This is a genomic window from Thermoanaerobacterium sp. PSU-2, from assembly GCF_002102475.1.
In the GTDB taxonomy this organism is placed as follows: domain Bacteria; phylum Bacillota; class Thermoanaerobacteria; order Thermoanaerobacterales; family Thermoanaerobacteraceae; genus Thermoanaerobacterium.
Genome location: NZ_MSQD01000004.1, coordinates 117,217 through 135,120 on the forward strand (window position 1 = coordinate 117,217; position 17,904 = coordinate 135,120).

18 protein-coding genes, 1 tRNA gene and 1 riboswitch are annotated in these 17,904 nt (G+C 35.3%); of the genes, 11 read left to right on the top strand and 8 right to left on the bottom strand.

Annotated features, from left to right (window positions below):
* Position 1: 1 nt before the first annotated feature.
* Positions 2 to 733, top strand: a complete 732-nt coding sequence (locus BVF91_RS04665) for a GltB/FmdC/FwdC-like GXGXG domain-containing protein (RefSeq protein WP_045409159.1) — start codon at positions 2 to 4, stop codon at positions 731 to 733.
* A 45-nt stretch (positions 734 to 778) separates the two neighbouring features.
* Here the strand turns inward: BVF91_RS04665 and BVF91_RS04670 are convergent, their stop codons facing one another.
* The gene (locus tag BVF91_RS04670; protein ID WP_013787311.1) at positions 779 to 1,894 is read right to left on the bottom strand and encodes an ABC transporter ATP-binding protein; all 1,116 of its coding nucleotides are present in this window, start codon (positions 1,892 to 1,894) and stop codon (positions 779 to 781) included.
* 227 nt (positions 1,895 to 2,121) lie between these two features.
* Positions 2,122 to 2,577: a CBO0543 family protein gene (locus BVF91_RS04675; RefSeq protein ID WP_085112314.1), complete on the bottom strand. Its 456-nt coding sequence runs from the start codon at positions 2,575 to 2,577 to the stop codon at positions 2,122 to 2,124.
* 124 nt (positions 2,578 to 2,701) lie between these two features.
* Positions 2,702 to 2,894, top strand: a riboswitch (Lysine riboswitch).
* 131 nt (positions 2,895 to 3,025) lie between these two features.
* On the opposite strand from BVF91_RS04675, the gene lysA reads away from it, so the two are divergent.
* Positions 3,026 to 4,348 (top strand): diaminopimelate decarboxylase, encoded by a 1,323-nt coding sequence (lysA, locus tag BVF91_RS04680; RefSeq protein WP_206199025.1) that lies wholly within the window; start codon positions 3,026 to 3,028, stop codon positions 4,346 to 4,348.
* A 38-nt stretch (positions 4,349 to 4,386) separates the two neighbouring features.
* On the opposite strand, the gene BVF91_RS04685 is transcribed toward lysA, so the two are convergent.
* Entirely contained in the window at positions 4,387 to 4,983 is a 597-nt protein-coding gene (locus BVF91_RS04685; RefSeq protein ID WP_085112316.1) for a 50S ribosomal protein L25/general stress protein Ctc, read from the bottom strand.
* Between the two features lie 138 nt (positions 4,984 to 5,121).
* Here BVF91_RS04685 and BVF91_RS04690 point away from each other — a divergent pair.
* Positions 5,122 to 5,197: transfer RNA gene (locus tag BVF91_RS04690), tRNA-Arg, on the top strand.
* 143 nt (positions 5,198 to 5,340) lie between these two features.
* Here BVF91_RS04690 and BVF91_RS04695 read toward each other — a convergent pair.
* Both BVF91_RS04695 and BVF91_RS04700 read right to left on the bottom strand, forming a co-directional pair.
* On the bottom strand, positions 5,341 to 5,757 hold the full coding sequence (locus BVF91_RS04695; RefSeq protein ID WP_085112317.1) for a type II toxin-antitoxin system HicB family antitoxin: 417 nt from the start codon (positions 5,755 to 5,757) through the stop codon (positions 5,341 to 5,343).
* 58 nt (positions 5,758 to 5,815) lie between these two features.
* Positions 5,816 to 5,998 (bottom strand): type II toxin-antitoxin system HicA family toxin, encoded by a 183-nt coding sequence (locus tag BVF91_RS04700; protein WP_085112318.1) that lies wholly within the window; start codon positions 5,996 to 5,998, stop codon positions 5,816 to 5,818.
* A 198-nt stretch (positions 5,999 to 6,196) separates the two neighbouring features.
* Here BVF91_RS04700 and BVF91_RS04705 point away from each other — a divergent pair, with 198 nt between their 5' ends.
* The 7 genes from BVF91_RS04705 to BVF91_RS04735 all read left to right on the top strand — a co-directional run bounded on the left by BVF91_RS04705 (position 6,197) and on the right by BVF91_RS04735 (position 13,028).
* On the top strand, positions 6,197 to 6,586 hold the full coding sequence (locus BVF91_RS04705) for a YmaF family protein (protein WP_085112319.1): 390 nt from the start codon (positions 6,197 to 6,199) through the stop codon (positions 6,584 to 6,586).
* 97 nt (positions 6,587 to 6,683) lie between these two features.
* Positions 6,684 to 7,040: a hypothetical protein gene (locus tag BVF91_RS04710; protein WP_085112320.1), complete on the top strand. Its 357-nt coding sequence runs from the start codon at positions 6,684 to 6,686 to the stop codon at positions 7,038 to 7,040.
* 118 nt (positions 7,041 to 7,158) lie between these two features.
* Entirely contained in the window at positions 7,159 to 8,142 is a 984-nt protein-coding gene (locus BVF91_RS04715) for an ABC transporter ATP-binding protein (RefSeq protein WP_085112321.1), read from the top strand.
* Positions 8,108 to 8,815 (top strand): ABC transporter permease, encoded by a 708-nt coding sequence (locus BVF91_RS04720; protein ID WP_085112322.1) that lies wholly within the window; start codon positions 8,108 to 8,110, stop codon positions 8,813 to 8,815. Before BVF91_RS04715 ends, BVF91_RS04720 begins: the two co-directional genes overlap by 35 nt.
* Positions 8,816 to 8,827: 12 nt before the next feature.
* Positions 8,828 to 10,210 carry a GldG family protein gene (locus BVF91_RS04725; protein ID WP_085112323.1) on the top strand — a complete coding sequence of 461 codons (1,383 nt, stop codon included), beginning with the start codon at positions 8,828 to 8,830 and terminating at the stop codon, positions 10,208 to 10,210.
* On the top strand, positions 10,207 to 11,100 hold the full coding sequence (locus tag BVF91_RS04730; RefSeq protein ID WP_085112324.1) for a DUF4340 domain-containing protein: 894 nt from the start codon (positions 10,207 to 10,209) through the stop codon (positions 11,098 to 11,100). The genes BVF91_RS04725 and BVF91_RS04730 overlap by 4 nt, the downstream gene beginning before the upstream one ends.
* A 173-nt stretch (positions 11,101 to 11,273) precedes the next feature.
* On the top strand, positions 11,274 to 13,028 hold the full coding sequence (locus BVF91_RS04735) for a cell division FtsA domain-containing protein (RefSeq protein ID WP_085112325.1): 1,755 nt from the start codon (positions 11,274 to 11,276) through the stop codon (positions 13,026 to 13,028).
* Between the two features lie 39 nt (positions 13,029 to 13,067).
* Here BVF91_RS04735 and BVF91_RS04740 read toward each other — a convergent pair whose 3' ends face one another.
* On the bottom strand, positions 13,068 to 14,054 hold the full coding sequence (locus BVF91_RS04740; protein WP_085112326.1) for an acyl-CoA dehydratase activase: 987 nt from the start codon (positions 14,052 to 14,054) through the stop codon (positions 13,068 to 13,070).
* A 237-nt stretch (positions 14,055 to 14,291) separates the two neighbouring features.
* Between BVF91_RS04740 and BVF91_RS04745 the strand changes: the two genes are divergently transcribed.
* A complete protein-coding gene (locus BVF91_RS04745; protein WP_502688652.1) occupies positions 14,292 to 15,704 on the top strand; it encodes an ATP-dependent metallopeptidase FtsH/Yme1/Tma family protein in 1,413 nt (470 codons plus the stop codon).
* Positions 15,705 to 15,716: 12 nt separating this feature from the next.
* Here BVF91_RS04745 and BVF91_RS04750 read toward each other — a convergent pair whose 3' ends face one another.
* Both BVF91_RS04750 and BVF91_RS04755 read right to left on the bottom strand, forming a co-directional pair.
* Positions 15,717 to 16,397, bottom strand: coding sequence for a TIGR01906 family membrane protein (locus BVF91_RS04750; protein ID WP_085112327.1), 681 nt, complete (start codon positions 16,395 to 16,397; stop codon positions 15,717 to 15,719).
* Positions 16,398 to 16,400: 3 nt separating this feature from the next.
* Positions 16,401 to 17,891 (bottom strand): hypothetical protein, encoded by a 1,491-nt coding sequence (locus BVF91_RS04755; protein WP_085112328.1) that lies wholly within the window; start codon positions 17,889 to 17,891, stop codon positions 16,401 to 16,403.
* Positions 17,892 to 17,904: the final 13 nt, after the last annotated feature.

A 17,904-nucleotide genomic window follows, 5' to 3' on the forward strand; every position in this document is an offset into this window, starting at 1 on the left:
TGTGAAGACAATCGATGCAAAAGACATGCATTATAAAGATTTAAACGAAATGATAAAAGAATTAGTCAATTCAGGAGAAGATGTGATAAATTTAAAAAATGTGAACGGACAAAGGTATATAGGAGATAACTTGAATGGCAATACCAAAATAAATATAGAAGGTACGCCAGGAAATGACTTAGCTGCATTTATGGACGGATTGACTATTGAAGTGTTTGGCAATGGTCAAGACGCCATTGGAAACACCATGAACGATGGAAGCATAATAGTCCACGGTCATGTTGGAGATGTTGTTGGATACGGTATGAGAGGCGGCTCCATGTATATAAAAAGCGATGCCGGATACAGAGTAGGTATCCACATGAAACAGTACAACGACAAAGTTCCAGTAGTTGTAATAGGTGGAACGCCTGGAGACTTCTTCGGTGAATACATGGCAGGTGGATGCATGATAGTGTTAAATTTAAGCAACAAGAAAGATATCGTCGGTGAATATTGCGGAACTGGAATGCACGGCGGTGTCATATATTTAAGGTGCAATGACGTAGAAGATTACAAACTTGGAAAAGAAGTCATAAAAGAAGAAGCAACAGAAGATGATTTAAAGGAAATAAGCAAATACATCAAAAACTTTTCATCGTATTTCAAGTACGACTACGATAAAATAATGAATCACAAGTTTATAAAGCTTCATCCTGCAGGTCATAGGCCTTACGGAAAGCTGTATGCATAAATAAAACCCATAGGAAGAATAATCTTCCCTATGGGTTTTATTGTTTTATCTATTTAATATCGTCTGCTCTGTCTGCTTGTCAAACAGATGGAGTTTATTCGTATCAAGACCGATTTTGATTATATCGCCAGCTTTTGCTGTCGATCTTGGATCAACTCTCGCTGTAAGCGGCTGTCCTTGTAAATCGAGGTAGAGATATGTTTCAGAACCCATAAGCTCTGTAACATCTACTTTAGTCTCAATCACGCTATCTGGATATGCTTCAAGGAAAACTTCCTCGTCATGCAGATCTTCTGGCCTTATACCCAATACAACTTCTTTGCCTATATAGCTTTCATCTTTTAACCTCTTTACGATTCCATCTGGAACCACAACTTTAAAGCCTTTGAAAGATGCATAAACTTTTCCATTTTCACTTTCAAGCCTTGCATCTATGAAATTCATCTGTGGGCTCCCGATAAAACCTGCAACAAACAAATTATCAGGATGCTCATATATTACTTGTGGCTTATCTACCTGCTGTATGACGCCATCTTTCATGACGACTATTCTTGATCCCATCGTCATAGCCTCTGTCTGATCGTGTGTTACGTATATAAATGTCGTCTGCAATCTGTCGTGAAGCTTTGCAATCTCTGTTCTCATCTGAACCCTAAGCTTTGCATCCAAGTTTGAAAGAGGCTCATCCATGAGGAACACCTTAGGATTACGAACTATAGCACGTCCTAAAGCAACCCTCTGCCTTTGTCCACCTGACAATGCCTTTGGCTTTCTCTTTAAATAATCTTCTATGCCAAGTATCCTGGCTGCTTCCTTTACTTTTTGATCTATTTCTGCCCTTGGCACTTTTCTAAGCTTTAAGCCGAAAGCCATGTTGTCATAGACTGTCATGTGTGGGTACAGAGCATAATTCTGGAACACCATCGCTATATCTCTGTCCTTTGGCGGAACATCATTTACTAATTTTCCGTCAATATATAACTCTCCTTGACTTATCTCCTCAAGACCAGCAACCATCCTCAATGTAGTAGATTTACCGCATCCAGATGGTCCGACTAAGACTATAAATTCTTTGTCTTTAATCTCCAAGTTGAAATCTTTAACAGCCGTCACTCCACCCTGATATGTTTTGTATACATGCTTAAGAATAACATCAGCCATCTTTCGATATCCCCCTTAAAATGGTAAACGTTTGATACTTATATTATAATATTATTTTTCAGTATTTCAAATATACAATACCTATGATATTTACATCCTTTTTTTGTACATTATTAATCATCATCCACTTTTTCTTAATCTGTCTAAATATCTAAACCACATATAAACAAATATTGAATCTATAGATACAATTAAGATAAATTTAAGCATATTTATCCCCCGTTTAATTATCTTTCACTTCTCATCCACGGCGCCAACTTAAATATCGTAATCAAATTGCCTAAAGACATCAATGCCAAAACGTCTATCGTAATGCTGTAAAAATAATGCCAATGTATATATTTAAGTGCTCCAGACAGCTTTAATGCGAACTCTAGCCCAAAAAACAAAGCAGTAGATACAAAGACATTTATAAGCCTCAACATTCTATTCTCCGGATAAGTCTGGGCGTATAATATGCCTATCGTAAATGGTGCGCCAAATGTAAAAAAGAATGATGAATTGAAAATCTTTAAAATGTCGTACCTAAAATCGTACAATTTTAAGTGAAACGCCATATTATCGATTATTAACTGACAGATAGCAGCTAACAGTCCTGCCCATATCGTATACTTTATCTGTTTTAAATCAATAAGCAAGATGAAAATTACCCAAGATGCTATAAAAGTCATCAACCACTGCATAACATCACCCCTTGAAAGTCTCATTATTGATTATTCCCTAAAGATTTATAAATATGTTGACACATTAAATTTTTAATGGTATCATATTAAAAAAAATAAATACTATGTACCTCATCTTCCTTGAAGGTGAGGTAGAGGAGCGGGGCATCAAGAGTAACATGCATTAGGCTTTAAGGAGTCGATGATTGCATGTGAAAGGGATAAATCCGCCGAAGCGTGTAGATACCTTAATATCTACATAGCTGGGCCTATGCATAAGATGTATAGGACTGTCACAAGTAGTTGACCCGGACTATTTGTGATGAGCTATCTCGCTAAGGGAAAGGAGGTATTTCTATGTCTATTAAAGCACAGCTAAAGAAAATACCTTAGCTGTTTTTATTTATACATTGATTTTGATATTTTAAATTAATAAAGTGATGGAGATGATTTTGTGTTTCAAAAGAACATGCGCATAAATTCAAAGGGTCATTTAGAAATTGCTGGGTGCGATACTGTAAAGATAGCAAAGCAATACGGTACTCCCCTTTACGTTATAGATGAAGAGCTATTAAGAGAAAATTGCCGTTCCTTCTACAACGGTTTTAAGAAAAATTATCCAGAAAATGAAGTGATTTATGCCAGCAAGGCATTTATGACAACAGCCATATGTAAAATCATAGAAGAAGAAAATTTAGGGTTAGACGTAGTATCCGGAGGCGAACTCTATACAGCGCTAAAAGCCGATTTTCCTGTTCAAAATATATACTTCCATGGCAACAACAAATCAATTGACGAGCTAACGATGGCATTGGAATACAACATAGGCTGCATCATAGTTGACAATTGGTTTGAACTCAATATGCTAAATGAACTGGCTTTAAAGATGGGCAAAAAACCCAATATATACTTAAGAATTTCACCTGGGGTAGAAGCCCATACCCACGAATACATTAAAACTGGTCAAATAGACTCTAAGTTTGGATTCCCTCTTTTTAACGGAGATGCCCTCGATGCAATAAAGTACGCCTTGACGCTGGATAATGTAAATCTAACTGGTTTACACTGCCATATAGGTTCACAGATTTTCAGCTACGATTCGTATAAGGCAGAAATAGATATAATGATGAATTTCCTTAAAAAAGTAAAAGACACTACAGGTTGGGAAGTCGAAAATTTGGATTTAGGCGGCGGATTTGGAATAGCTTACGTCGAGGAAGATGACCCACAACCTATAGAATTAATAGCAAGGGAGATAATGAAGACAGTTGAAGAATTTTCAAAGGAATTAAATATAAAAAGGCCCAACATAATCGTAGAGCCAGGCCGTTCTATAATTGGCAATGCAGGCACTACGCTTTACACTGTTGGAGCAATAAAAAACATCCCTGGCGTAAGAAAGTACGTCTCAGTTGACGGCGGAATGGCTGACAATATACGTACAGCTTTGTACGGTGCAAAATACAATGCAATTGTGGCCAACAAAGCTCGCAAAATAAACCTTGAGAAAGTTTCTATTGCAGGAAAATGTTGTGAATCTGGTGACATGCTTATATGGGACATAGATTTACCACAGCTTGAAAGTGGCGATATAATAGCCGTAACGTGTACAGGCGCTTACAATTACTCAATGGCAAGCAATTACAACCGCCTCCCTCGACCTGCTGCTGTACTTCTAAATAACGGTGAATCAGATTTAATAGTAGCCAGAGAAACTTATGATGACTTAATCAAAAATGATATAATACCAGAGAGACTTTTAAGTGAAAAGAAAAAGATTATAAATTATTAAAAGGAGCAAAATGCTCCTTTTAATTTTCTCAAATATTCTTATTCACCCTCTGAAGCAGCTTCAGTAGACTCCTCTGCTACATCAGCATCCTTTGGAGCTACTATTGTCAATATAACCTCGTCAGAATCATCTACCTTCTCAACATTTTCAGGAACAACTACATCTTTTACAAGTATCGTATCTCCTATATCTAAATTAGATACATCTACTACAATCTCTTCTGGTATGTCTGTAGGCAGAGCCTCAACATTAAGCTCCCACTTCTGATGCTGTACTAAAAGGCCTTTGCTTTCAATAACGCCTACACCTTCAAATTTAAGCGGTACTGCTGCTTCAACTTTCTCATTCATAGACACTCGCTGAAAATCTATATGTATCAGCTTTCCAGTCAATTCATCCTTTTGTTCATCTTTCAGTATTGCTTGATGCGTAGCACCGTTAACTATCAAATTGAGGAGGACATTCCTGCCGTGTTTTTGTACTATTGTGCGAAGCTTACCGGTTTCGACAGCTAGCGGAATGCTCTCCATGCCTTTTCCGTACAGTATGGCAGGAATGTAGCCTTTTTCCTTCAGCTTGCGGGCCGCATTCTTACCCGGTGTTCTCAATACAGCTTCAAGTTCGACATTTTGCATTGTCTCTCCTCCTTCGTAATTATTTTGTTTAATTTTTAATTAATTATAGCACTACATAACAAAAATATCAAATTTCTGTCAGCAAATACGGTTGACTTATGTCTTTTAAAAAGGATATAATGTAGTATGAAGTTTCGTGCGCCTGTAGCTCAGTGGATAGAGCGTTCGGCTCCGAACCGGGAGGTCGCAGGTTCGATTCCTGTCAGGCGCACCAGAATGCTTGAAAATACTGGATTTTAAGCAATATATGATTTTCATTTTTCTTTTATTCCCACACTTTTCCCACACTAAAAATAAAAATTTAGATTAGAAACATAAAAAGATTGTCTTGGATTGTCATGAAATAAAGCACCCATTTTAGAGTGCTTTATTTCTATCTGTTATTTTTAATTGTTCTTTTAGTGCATATTGAAGTACTTGTGAAAAGTTTATGTTTGCATTTTCTGCTGCCTCATTTAACCATCGTGGGATTGTTACTGTTTTATTTACACTTTTATTGGCCATTTCATCACGAACAGGAGGCATGTAAACCTCGATAAGATTTACAAAAGCACCTTCAGGAACTTTTATCTTTTCTGGAGCTGTTGGTATTGGAATTGTTTCGTTATCCTCTTCCAAATTGTATATATAAAGCTCTAAAGCATCCTTAGCCATGTATAATGCTTCATCAAGTGTATCACCTTCAGTTATGCACCCTGGCAAATCTGGAAAAGTTACAGTATAACCGCCGTTTCCATCAGACTCAAATACAGCTGGGAAAATATATCTATCCATAACAAAACCTCCTTTTATATTTTTATTTTATGTTAGCCTTTTATGCAAACAGAATTTTTTATTTTAACCCTGCTTGCTTTAGGATTGAATTCAATGTTTTAGGCTTTAAGTCTTTGTTGTGATATGGAATTTGAATTTTGCCTGGTTTTGAAGAATGTATCATATGTACATGAGAGCCTCTCTGATTTTTTATTATCCATCCTTCTTTCTGAAGCATTTTTATTAATTCCTTGGGTTTCATTTCCCTCATTCCTGACAATATATTATAGCACGTGCATATCACACGTGTCAATATACTTTGTAAAAATTGTAAAAATCTTAACATAATATATTTTTTTATAAATATTAAACCTTCTAAAATGACTTTTTAAGCACATATTATATTACATTTGCATATTATATCATTGTCATTACTCAATAATTTTTGGAGGTTGAATTTATGGAATTATCAATTGAAGAAATTAAAAACTATTTTGATCTTTATAACAATAAAAAAGATGAAGGTCAAACTCATAACCACGAATTTTTAGGAAGTACCATGTTAGCAGGTGAACACGAAGAAGAAGAACACAATCACAGATTTGCTGGTGTCACAAGCCAAGTGATAAAAGATGGTGATAGTCACGTCCATGCAATCTTAGTAAGCACGGATTTTTATGAAGATCATCATCACGAAATTGGTGTAATAACAGGGCCAGCTATTGACGTCGGTGACGGTAAGCATGTTCATTTTGTAGAAGGCAAGACTACTGTGGATGACGACCACTATCATAAATTCGTCTTTGTAACTTTGATAGAAGATCCGATTTCAAAGCATAAACATTGTTAAGTTTTGAATCGAGATTTTAATGTACCCGGTAAAACCGGGTATTTTTTCATAATACATATTTATCTTAATTAAGCCCAAAATATATTTGGGTGATTTTATGAAAATAAATGGATATTTTTACAGTTTAGAAAAGGCCAATAAAGCTTCTGCCTATTTAAAAAGCATGGGATATAAGGCGTACATCGACATTATCGACAAATATGCAGATACTTATAATGACAAGCAAAATATAGCTGGCACAGAAACAGGACCTACACTGGCATCTCTTGTCTTAAAATCAGGACACACTTTCGACATAAGAAAAAGTCCTATGTTGATGTCAGATCCCATGATAAGCGGAATGGGCTATTACGATGAAACTGCCGATGCAAATATACAGCTTAATGTAGAAGTCAGTGATGATAAGATAAACGATGTAGTAAAAGTTATCAGTTCTTTTGGCGGCTTAACATAGGGCTTTTTAAAGCTCTATGATTTTTTTATTTTAAAATTCTCTTACATTTTATTAACAATTTGTTAATAAAAGTTGGTTATAATTAAGTAGTATATACAAAAAGGAGGTTTAGCCGCGTATGATGATTGAAGTAAACAACGTTACCAAAGTTTACGGAAACCGCAAAGCCGTTGACAACATAAGCTTTTCTGTTGATAGCGGAGAAATCGTAGGGTTCTTAGGCCCAAATGGAGCTGGAAAAAGCTCAACGATGAAAATGATAACTGGTTTTATGCCGCCAACATCAGGCACAATAAAGATTGCTGGATACGATATTATAGAAGATTCTATAAAGGCCAAAAAACATATTGGTTATCTTCCAGAAGTTCCACCATTGTACCTAGATATGACTGTTGAAGCATATCTGGCCTTTGTCTGCGAATTAAAAGAAGTCCCAAATGACAAGAAAAAAGCTACAGTAGATAAAGTCATAGGTGAAGTTGGTTTGTCAGACGTAAGAAAAAGGATCATTAAAAACCTTTCAAAAGGTTATAAGCAAAGAGTAGGTCTTGCACAAGCAATCGTAGGAGATCCAGATGTATTGGTACTGGATGAGCCAACGGTAGGTTTAGATCCAAAACAAATCAAAGAAATAAGAGATATCATAAAAGAATTAGGAAAAAAACATACAATAATTCTAAGTACGCATATTTTGCCAGAAGTAAGCATGATATGCGATAGAGTTATAATCATAAACAAAGGCAAGATTGTAGCGGTAGATTCAACTGAAAATTTGACAGACACCATAGGAAAATCAAAAAGATATTTCCTAAAAGTAATAGGTTCTGTAGAAAAGATATCGACTACTTTAAGAGGAATAAATGGAATTAAAAACTTTAAATCAAAAGTAGATTCTAAAGAAAATTGCATCGACGTAGATGTTGAAACAGATGTAGACCATGACCTAAGAAAAGAGATTTTCTTTTCCTTTGCAAATCAAAGTTTGCCTATCATTGAATTTAGGCCTGTAAACTACAGCTTAGAAGAAGTCTTCCTACAGCTTACAACAGATGAGGAGGTAAATGATAATGAAAATGCTGACAATATACAAAAGGGAGCTTAAGTCCTACTTTCTTTCGCCTCTTGCGTATGTACTGGTAGGCTTTTTGCTGCTTATATCTGGATATTTCTTTGCAACATTTGTCCTTTCAACGCAATACGCCTTGATGTCACCAGTTTTTGGAAATATGGTGTTTGTATTCATGTTTGTAAGCCCTATTTTGACCATGAGGCTAATATCGGAAGAAATGAAAAATGGCACAGATCAACTGCTTATGACATCACCTCTTAGGATAACCGACATGGTTTTAGGAAAATACTTTGCTGCATTGACTGTTTATACATTATCTTTGGTGATTTCTTTAATATATCCTTTGTACCTTAAAATATACAGCACACCTGACTTTGGCCCAATTTTGACAGGATACATTGGGACATTTTTGATGGGTGCAGCATTTATCGCAATAGGCATTTTTGCTTCATCTTTAACCGAAAACCAGCTAATTGCAGGCGTCATAGGTTTTTCAATATTACTGCTCTTTTGGATCGTTAGCTGGCTGGGAGATGTTTTTCAGGGAACAGCAAAAAACATTGTAGACAACATTTCACTTCTGCAAAGATTCACTAACTTTCAAAACGGTGTTTTAAGCTTAAACGACGTTGTCTTCTACTTGAGTGTGATAATATTCTTTGTATTTGTCACTATAATGGTAGTCGACAAAAGACGCTGGAGTTAGGAGGTAATTCTATTGAACAAACTTAGATTAAAATACGGAAGCAACATGGTTTTATCTATCGTTATTTTACTTGGCATATTGATCTTTGGCAATTTAGTATTGGCTCAAAAGCCTGTTAAATGGGATCTCACTAAGTCAAAACAGTATACCCTTTCTGATAAGACGAAGCAAGTATTAAAAAATCTAAAGACAGATGTGACAGTCTACGCATTTTTCCAAAACGACAGTGCAAAGACACAAGTTCAAAATCTTTTAGATGAGTACACAGCATTGTCAAAAAGGATAAAAGTGCAATTCATCGATCCTGACAAAAATCCATCCCTCGCACAAAAATACGGAATTACAGATTACGATACAACATTGTTTTTAAACAGCAAAGATGACAGCAAGAGACAGATCGTAAATTCATACGACATTTTCACACAATCTCAAGAAACCGGTCAGAATATTTTCAGCGGTGAGCAACAATTTACTCAAGCAATAATCAATGTCACCGAAGTCAACAAAATAAATGCTTACATCATCCAAGGCCATAATGAGGTAAACAGCACAGATTCCCTTACGACCTTTAAATCGGCATTGCAAGGTGAAGGCTACAGCGTAAATGACCTTAATATTGGTCAAGCTGGTGGCATACCAAAAGATGCAGGGCTTATAATCATTGCCAATCCAAAATCAGATTACACTCAGCAAGAAATGAATGCTATAATGGATTATCTGAAAAAGGGCGGAAAAGCCTTCATCATGATGGGAGCTGAAAATGGCCCTCTTACTGAAAAATCGATCAATGATATTTTGTCAAATTGGAATGTAAAAATTGACAATGACATAGTTGTGGATCCTTCAAGAAACTATTTTATGGACGCTTTATCGCCTGTACCAGAATATGGATACCATGACATCACTGACAAACTGGAATCAGCTAATTTAGCAACTGTTGCTCCAAGCTCCAGAAGTATTACTTACAAAGCGTCAAGTAGCAGCAATATCTCGATTCAATCATTCTTGACCACCAGCGATAAAGCGTGGGGAGAAACGAATTTCAACAGCAAGCAGGCATCTTACGACAAAAACGACATAAAAGGACCTTTGACATTAGGCGTTACCATCTCTGACAGCAAAACAGGTATGAAGATAGTAGTGCTGGGAAACGACCTTATGGCTACAGATAGAGTTATAGGTTTAGAAGGCAATAGAGATCTCCTTATGAACAGCGCAAACTGGCTTACAAATAAGACAGTGCAGATTTCCATAAGTCCTAAATCTCTCGACTACGCAACAGTGTTTATGACCGGAAAACAAGCTGATTACATGTTCATAGTCACAGTTATAGTTATACCTTTGGTTATCTGGATCATAGGCGGCTACGTCTTCTTCAGGAGGAGAGCTTTATGAAGACTTTTAGAAACACTATAATAATGCTTTTAATTCTCGGCGTACTTGCAGGATACTATTACTACGCAAAATCTACAAAAAAGCCTGCGCCGTCTACAAATATAATCAACATAAGCAAAAGCAAAATATCTTTTGTAGACATAAAAGATGCAGGCAATGAATTGGCTATTAAAAAAAATGGCAGCACTTATAATGTCACAAAGCCTGTCAGTTATAAGGCAGATAGCACCAGCACAGACGACCTGTTTAATTCGATTTCAGGCCTTAAATACAGCAGAAAATTTACAGATACTGATGTAAAAAAATACGGTTTAGATAAATCTGATTTTATAATATCTGTATCATCTAATGATGGAAAAAAGGAAGATTTGATTGTAGGAAACAAATCGCCTGTGGGAAATTCGTACTATGCAAAGCTTAAAAATTCTAATTATATATACGTTGTAGATGCCAGCTCAATAGAAAATTTGCAAATAACCAGCAACGACACTTTGTTTAATTACTTGGACAAAGACGTGTACACAATATCAAAAGACAGGATTTCAAAGATAACATACACAGATTCTACCGGGACTTACGATATAGAAAAAAACAAAAGTGGAAAATGGATGTACAATGGCAAAGAAATAAGCAGCGATAATTCAGAAGCTCTCCTTAATGACATTGTTTTGTTGAATCCGACAGGCATCGATCCAAACAAAAAAATTGTTGGAAACAATTCAAGTTTTACACTGACAATATCAGATGGAAATAAAAGTGAAGAAGTTAAATTTTTGACTGATGACAATGCCACGTACTATTTGCAAAAGAATTCAACTCAGATTGGATTGTATATATCAAAAGACCAATTAAGCAGTTTATTAAGCGATATAAAAAAAGTGATAAAATAAGGAGTCGTTGTACTCCTTATTTCTTTGCCACTTCAATGACATCTTCTTTAATCGTATCTTATCTGTTTCTCCATAAAATTTACTTTTAAGGTAAATAAAAAAATTGTATAATGTATAATATGATTATTTAAAATATATTTTTGTTTTACGATATATTTGTCGGGGGAATTTTGATGAACGATAATTTGATTTTTTCACTTGACATAGGTACAAGAATTGTTGTAGGTATAGTAGGTATGCCAGAAAATGATAAGCTGAAAGTCTTAGCTGTCGAACAAATGGAGCATACAGATAGAGTTATGTTTGACGGCCAAGTTCACGACATCGACAAGGTGGCATCTGTCGCAATCAAGATAAAGGAAAAACTGGAAAAAAAGCTTGGAATAACACTTAAAAGCGTTAGCCTTGCTGCGGCAGGAAGATCGCTGAAAACTAAAATAGTAAGAGTCGAAAAAAACATTGAAGAAAACTACATAGTGAAAGACAGCGACATAGATAACCTGGTACTGTCTGCATTGAACACAGCAAAAGAAGAAATATCTCGAGAAAACCACACTTTAAAGTACCACATGGTAGGATACTCCATAAAAAGCTTTTACTTAGATGGCCTGCCTATAACAAACCTAAAAGACCACACAGGCAAGGAAATCTCTGTAGAGATAATAGCCACATTCTTGCCGTACGATGTAGTAGAAAGCTTATACTCAGTGGCAAAAAAAGCAGGATTAGAAGTATCGTATCTTACATTGGAGCCGATTGCCGCAATCGGCGTTGCAATAATGCCACAAATTAGAATGCTTAACATAGCGCTTGTAGATATTGGAGCAGGTACATCTGACATAGCCATTTCAAAAGACGGGAATATCATATCATACTCAATGGTTCCATTTGCAGGCGATGAAGTAACTGAAACCATACAGCAACATTACCTTACTGACTTTAATACAGCAGAAAAAATCAAAACCACATCTAAAAAAGATATAAAATTCAAAGACGTCATAGGGCTACAGCACCAAATTTCCCGCTTAGATGTTTTAGATTTAATATCGCCTGTTGTCAAAAATCTCGCAAAGAAGATCTGCGATGAAATCGTAAAGTACAATGGAAAAAGTCCATCTGCTGTATTTTTAGTTGGAGGCAGCAGCAATCTTCCCAACATAGCAGAGGAAATAGCAAAAAATCTATCTATACCGATAGAGAGAGTTTCAGTAAGAGATGCCAGCACTATTGCCATCGTAGATTACAAATGCAAAAAATTAAAAGGTCCAGAGTACATAACACCTATAGGCATAGCATACTCCACCATGATGGACAGAAAAAAAGATTTCATAACAATTTATTTCAATGACGAAAAATTAGAATTATTAAACCTGAAAGAAATGACAATAATGGACGTACTTTTAAAAACCAACTTTGATTCAAAAAGATTAATCGCAAAGCCAGGTAAAAATTTGTCATTTTCCCTTAACGGTGAAAATATAATCATAAAAGGTCAAATAGGAATACCAGCTAAAATCTTAAAAAATGGCAAAGTCGCAAATCTTAAATCTAAAGTTGAAAACGGAGACAAAATAGTTGTCGAAAGTGGCATAAATGGCAGTGATGCATCTATTTCGATTCGAGAAATAAAAGAAAAGTACAACGCATCTAAAGTCACTGTCAATGATAAAATTGTAGATGACGATTATATGGTAAAAGATGGGGACGCAATTAAAACAATCATAGATGAAGAAGATTGCTTTTACGTATACATAAATGGCGATAAAAAAATTCTCACAGGTAAACAACAATATATTTTTGTGGATATATTTAACACTGTAGACTTCGACATGCCTAAAAACAAAATTCCTGAGATGACCTTAAACGGCAAAAAAGCATCGTATACGGACATCTTAAAAAAAGGAGATAAAATAGAAATACTTGTTTGATAATAAGGGCCAAATTCGGCCCTTATATTATAATAAGCATCACGATACACTTTGTGAAAAGATATTTTTGTTTGTTGAATTTGACCATTTGCCACACCTGTCTCCCCAGCGTGATACGACTTCTTCGTCTTTTATAAACTCAACAACTTCACAATTGTTTGAACATCCAGAACATATAAACCCCTGCGCTTTATAAGCAAAATCGGCAATTTCAAATCCATTAAACTGTGTATATCCTTTTTTCTTTACAGCTTCTTTGGCAAGTATCGCAGCACCTATTGCACCCATCACTCCATAATATTTTGGCACGTATACTTTCATGCCTAAAGCTTTTTCAAAGGCAGCCTTTATGCCTTTGTTGGCCGCTACACCTCCCTGAAATACAATCGGTTCTTTTATATCCTTCCCTTTCCCTACATTGTTTAAATAATTTCTAACTAATGCTTCGCACAAACCGTTTATTATATCATTAAGCGGATATCCCATCTGTTGCTTATGTATCATGTCAGACTCGGCAAACACTCCGCATCTGCCTGCTATCCTTACAGGATTTTTTGACTCCAACGCCAAATCTCCAAATCTTTCTATTGGTATATTAAGCCTGTACGCCTGTTGGTCCAGAAACGAACCTGTACCTGCGGCACAAACAGTATTCATGGCAAAATCGACTACAATACCATCCCTTAAAATAATTATCTTAGAATCTTGACCACCTATCTCAAAAATCGTATGGACATCTGGTATCAAACTGGATGACGCAATTGCATGGGCAGTAATCTCATTCTTGATGATATCTGCACCTACCATAAGACCTGTCAACTGTCTTCCACTTCCAGTCGTACCGACTCCCTTTACATCTACATCACCATAAAGCCTGTCTCTAATTTCCATCAAAGCCTTTTGAACTGCTTTAATCGGCTGTCCTTGTGTTCTAATATAAACATAATCAATAACCTCATTGTTTGCGTCAATCAATGCCACATCTGTACTGACAGATCCGACGTCAATTCCCATGTATACATCCATTTAAATTACCTCCTTTGCAACAATTTACTATATATCCAAAATTACCCTCAATCTTTATAATTATTATTTACGCATAATTTACAATTGTGGGCAAAAACTATTGTTAGTAAATCACTGGGGGCGATGGCTATGAAAAAAAACTTATATATAATATTATTGACACTATCACTGTTAATAAACATTGTTTTAGGCATGTTGCATGGCAAAAATGGAAATTCAGCGCTTATAATAATTTCAATGCTGACCCTTTTGCTTATAGGGTACATGCTTTACAAAAACAAAGTATCTGAAATGATGCCTGTAAACCTAAAAAATGAATTCCCACCTAAAGAAAAGGAATCCAGCAAAAAGATCAATATTACATTCAGAGATGTAGCAGGACTTGACGAGGTTATTGACGAGCTTAAAATCATCATCGATTTTATAAACAACACTGAAAAGTACGACAGGATGGGTGCTAAAATACCAAAGGGAATACTTTTTTACGGTCCGCCAGGCACAGGCAAAACCTTGCTGGCAACTGCTTTAGCAGGTGAAACAAATTCTACATTCATATCTGCATCAGGTTCAGAATTTGTTGAAAAATACGTAGGCGTTGGAGCCAGCCGCATAAGAGCGTTGTTTGCAAGAGCTAAAAAATCAACACCAAGCATTATCTTCATAGACGAAATCGATGCAGTTGGAAGCAAGCGAAATAACGACAACAATTCTGAAAAAGATCAAACATTGAATCAGCTATTAGTTGAAATGGATGGGTTCAACAGCAATGACGGGATAATCGTAATAGGTGCTACAAACAGGCTGGACATGCTGGATGAAGCCCTTTTAAGGCCAGGAAGATTTGACAGGACTATTCACATAGGAAATCCAAACGTAAAAGCCAGATTGGAAATACTGAAAGTACATACGAGAAATAAGCCTTTAGACACTGACATATCGTTAGATGAAATTGCTAAAAAAACTCACGGCATGACAGGCGCACACTTATCGTCTATATGCAATGAGGCTGCCATTCTCGCTGTAATAAGGCACAAGCAGAGAATAGGAAGAGAAGAATTTGATGAAGCAATAGAGAGGGTCGTCGCAGGCCTTCAAAAGAAAAATCCAGAAGTATTGGAGAAAGAGCGCAAAATTGCGGCACACCATGAAGCAGGTCATGCCATAATCGGAAAAATATTAAACTCCAGCACAGTAGAAAAAATATCCATCGTGCCGCGAGGAGAAGCCTTAGGATACGTCTTAAATTTCCCAAAAGACGATGCCTTCTTGATGACAAAGACAGATTTAAAAAATAAGATAACCATGCTTTTAGGTGGCCGTGCCGCTGAGGAGATAATGTTTAATGAAGTATCAACTGGTGCAGAAAACGACCTAAAGGAAGCTACAAATATTTCATATCAAATGGTTTGCAATTACGGCATGAGCGAATTAGGTCACAGAATATATGACATTAGAATGACAAAAACAACGGATAAAATTGACGCTGAAGTAAATAAAATAATCAATAGCTGCTACACTAATGCAAAGAAAATCCTCTTAGAGAAAAAAGACAAGATAATCTTGATTGCAGATAGATTATTGTCTAACGAGACGATAACGAGAGAAGAAATCGACGAATTGATGAAAGACGAAAAACAAATGTGCATATAAAATAGGCCTTCCTTATAGGCCTATTTTACTGTCTTTTTTCCCTTTTAATAGAAAAGATACAAATCCAATTATAATGTATGTAATGATTGAATTCCTGAAAGTCAAATACGATATATCACTGAAAAAACCTTCTGGAAGCATCTGAATTAACCTATCTCGAGTTACATCTAATTGCCATAAATTATTGTCAAAAAAAATGTGATGAAAATATATAAACCATCTGTTAAAATCCAATGAAACTATGGCTCCTGTAACGAGTAAAAACAATATCACAAAAAGCATACCTCGGTATGTATGATAAAAGACATCCTCTTTTCTAAAATACAGAAACAAAAAAGCCAAAATATAAATAAATATCATTAAGTTTCTAATCAAAAAGCCATTCTCAAAAAGCTTTCTGACATCTCTCATATGTTCCAATTCCCTATCGTTAAAAACCTTCTGATTTTGTCCATCTATTACAGCGTCTATTTGAAGGCTTTCAGATTTCCCATAAAGATAATCTTGAATTCTTAATGCAACTTTACTTAATTGCGATTTATCCATACCTGTAACGTACTTAACACCGTATTTGTCAAATTCATTTATATAGAAATTCAAATTAAACGCCAAGTACTGCAAATTCGAAAGTAAGACAATCAAAAATAAAAGCACAGTCATAATTATAGATACAGTTTTATTTGTAACTTTCATTCACTACAATCCTTCCTTGACGTTTTTTAAAAGAGCTTCATACAAAAGCTTGCTGTTTTTCATGTCCTTGTACAACTTTATCCTTTTGTCGACACTTTCCATTATGGCAGCCTTAACATTTGACGTCGTCTCAAACTCCAAAGAGCTTTTTAAATAGTTTAAAAACTCATTTTCAAAATTCCCAGGAACAGGTATAATTCCTAAAAGTCGCCTCATTCGTACCTTTCTGTAATCAGGATTCATGAACTTTATTATATCATCTATCATGGAAACAAGGTTATTTATTTCGTCTTCAACAATGCTTCCATCTATTATATCGCCTGTGATGTCGTCAAATTCGTCGCTGTCATCATTCATCAGATTTTCGTACTCAGCTAAAATTTCTATATCATTCAGTATATCTTCATCTATCAATGTATCTATCTCATTTTCAAGATAATTCACATCACTTAACAGTCTATTGTAATTGTAAAGCTCAAAATACCAATTAGAAATATTTTCGTTCAACATCTTTAAAAAGTCTTTGACTTTCTTTTTTGTATATCTTTCTTCGTATATACTGCTGTAAATGTCAAAAAAGATTTTTATTTTAGGTTCCTCATGCATAATATCTTCTATCTTTTTGTCTGATTTATAAAATATTAAAAGTCTATTTACGATCCTAATGAGCGAATAAACTATTTCTCTTACATCCTGTATCTTGCTTAAAAGCAAGATTGTATCTTTTAAATACATCTCCAAATCATCTTTTGCAGCATTCTTTAAGTCCAATGTCTGAAGCTCATCTATCTTGTTGGCTATCTCTGCAAATTTATCCCCATAACCTTCTACCAATTTTCCATAAAAATTTTCCTCTATCTCAAAAATGCTCTCTAAAAGTTTCTCGTAGCCAGTGTATTCATGGATCAAACCACTTTTCATGTAATCAAAAAACCTCTTTCTGGAAAGGGCAAAAGGTATAGCTGATATGACTTCCTGAATCCTCTCAAATTTCTCATCTTCATTTTCAAATACAAACTCTTTAATTTTATCGTAAAACTCATCAATGCTTATATTAATTTCATTCTGATTAAAAACCTTTAATTTGTCATTAAACACATCACTGCAATACCTTGCTTCCACAAAATACCCAAATAGCACTTCAAGATCTGCTTCTAACTTATCCTTTTCCTCTTGAAGCGTTTTTATGATGTTATCCTTAATCTTCATGTCTATCTGCCTATAATGCCTAATCCTACTGACAACATCTCTGTAACTTTCAACAGTAACGTACAGTTGGTTATCTACACTTTTTATAAACTTTAAAACACCACTTCTCTTTAAAATGATGTCATATAGATATACAGATTCATATATAAGTTCTAAGACGCAAATTGTCATGATTATGCTTTTTTGTCTTTTAAATACTTCTTTAAGAGCCCTCGAAATATTAGTTTCATCATTGTTATCTTCAATTAGTATCTTTTTAAGTTTTTGAATCTCATCATGATGCATTGTTACACCTCGC

Excerpts from the sequence above, each read along its gene's own strand:
- BVF91_RS04715 (WP_085112321.1), top strand. The coding sequence starts at position 7,159 with ATGATGATTGAAGTAAACAACGTTACCAAAGTTTACGGAAACCGCAAA.
- BVF91_RS04750 (WP_085112327.1), bottom strand. The coding sequence starts at position 16,397 with ATGAAAGTTACAAATAAAACTGTATCTATAATTATGACTGTGCTTTTA.
- BVF91_RS04735 (WP_085112325.1), top strand. The coding sequence starts at position 11,274 with ATGAACGATAATTTGATTTTTTCACTTGACATAGGTACAAGAATTGTT.
- lysA (WP_206199025.1), top strand. The coding sequence starts at position 3,026 with ATGCGCATAAATTCAAAGGGTCATTTAGAAATTGCTGGGTGCGATACT.
- BVF91_RS04705 (WP_085112319.1), top strand. The coding sequence starts at position 6,197 with ATGGAATTATCAATTGAAGAAATTAAAAACTATTTTGATCTTTATAAC.
- BVF91_RS04675 (WP_085112314.1), bottom strand. The coding sequence starts at position 2,577 with ATGCAGTGGTTGATGACTTTTATAGCATCTTGGGTAATTTTCATCTTG.
- BVF91_RS04695 (WP_085112317.1), bottom strand. The coding sequence starts at position 5,757 with ATGGATAGATATATTTTCCCAGCTGTATTTGAGTCTGATGGAAACGGC.
- BVF91_RS04700 (WP_085112318.1), bottom strand. The coding sequence starts at position 5,998 with ATGAAACCCAAGGAATTAATAAAAATGCTTCAGAAAGAAGGATGGATA.
- BVF91_RS04720 (WP_085112322.1), top strand. The coding sequence starts at position 8,108 with ATGAAAATGCTGACAATATACAAAAGGGAGCTTAAGTCCTACTTTCTT.
- BVF91_RS04745 (WP_502688652.1), top strand. The coding sequence starts at position 14,292 with ATGCTGACCCTTTTGCTTATAGGGTACATGCTTTACAAAAACAAAGTA.
- BVF91_RS04740 (WP_085112326.1), bottom strand. The coding sequence starts at position 14,054 with ATGGATGTATACATGGGAATTGACGTCGGATCTGTCAGTACAGATGTG.
- BVF91_RS04755 (WP_085112328.1), bottom strand. The coding sequence starts at position 17,891 with ATGCATCATGATGAGATTCAAAAACTTAAAAAGATACTAATTGAAGAT.
- BVF91_RS04685 (WP_085112316.1), bottom strand. The coding sequence starts at position 4,983 with ATGCAAAATGTCGAACTTGAAGCTGTATTGAGAACACCGGGTAAGAAT.
- BVF91_RS04670 (WP_013787311.1), bottom strand. The coding sequence starts at position 1,894 with ATGGCTGATGTTATTCTTAAGCATGTATACAAAACATATCAGGGTGGA.
- BVF91_RS04730 (WP_085112324.1), top strand. The coding sequence starts at position 10,207 with ATGAAGACTTTTAGAAACACTATAATAATGCTTTTAATTCTCGGCGTA.
- BVF91_RS04710 (WP_085112320.1), top strand. The coding sequence starts at position 6,684 with ATGAAAATAAATGGATATTTTTACAGTTTAGAAAAGGCCAATAAAGCT.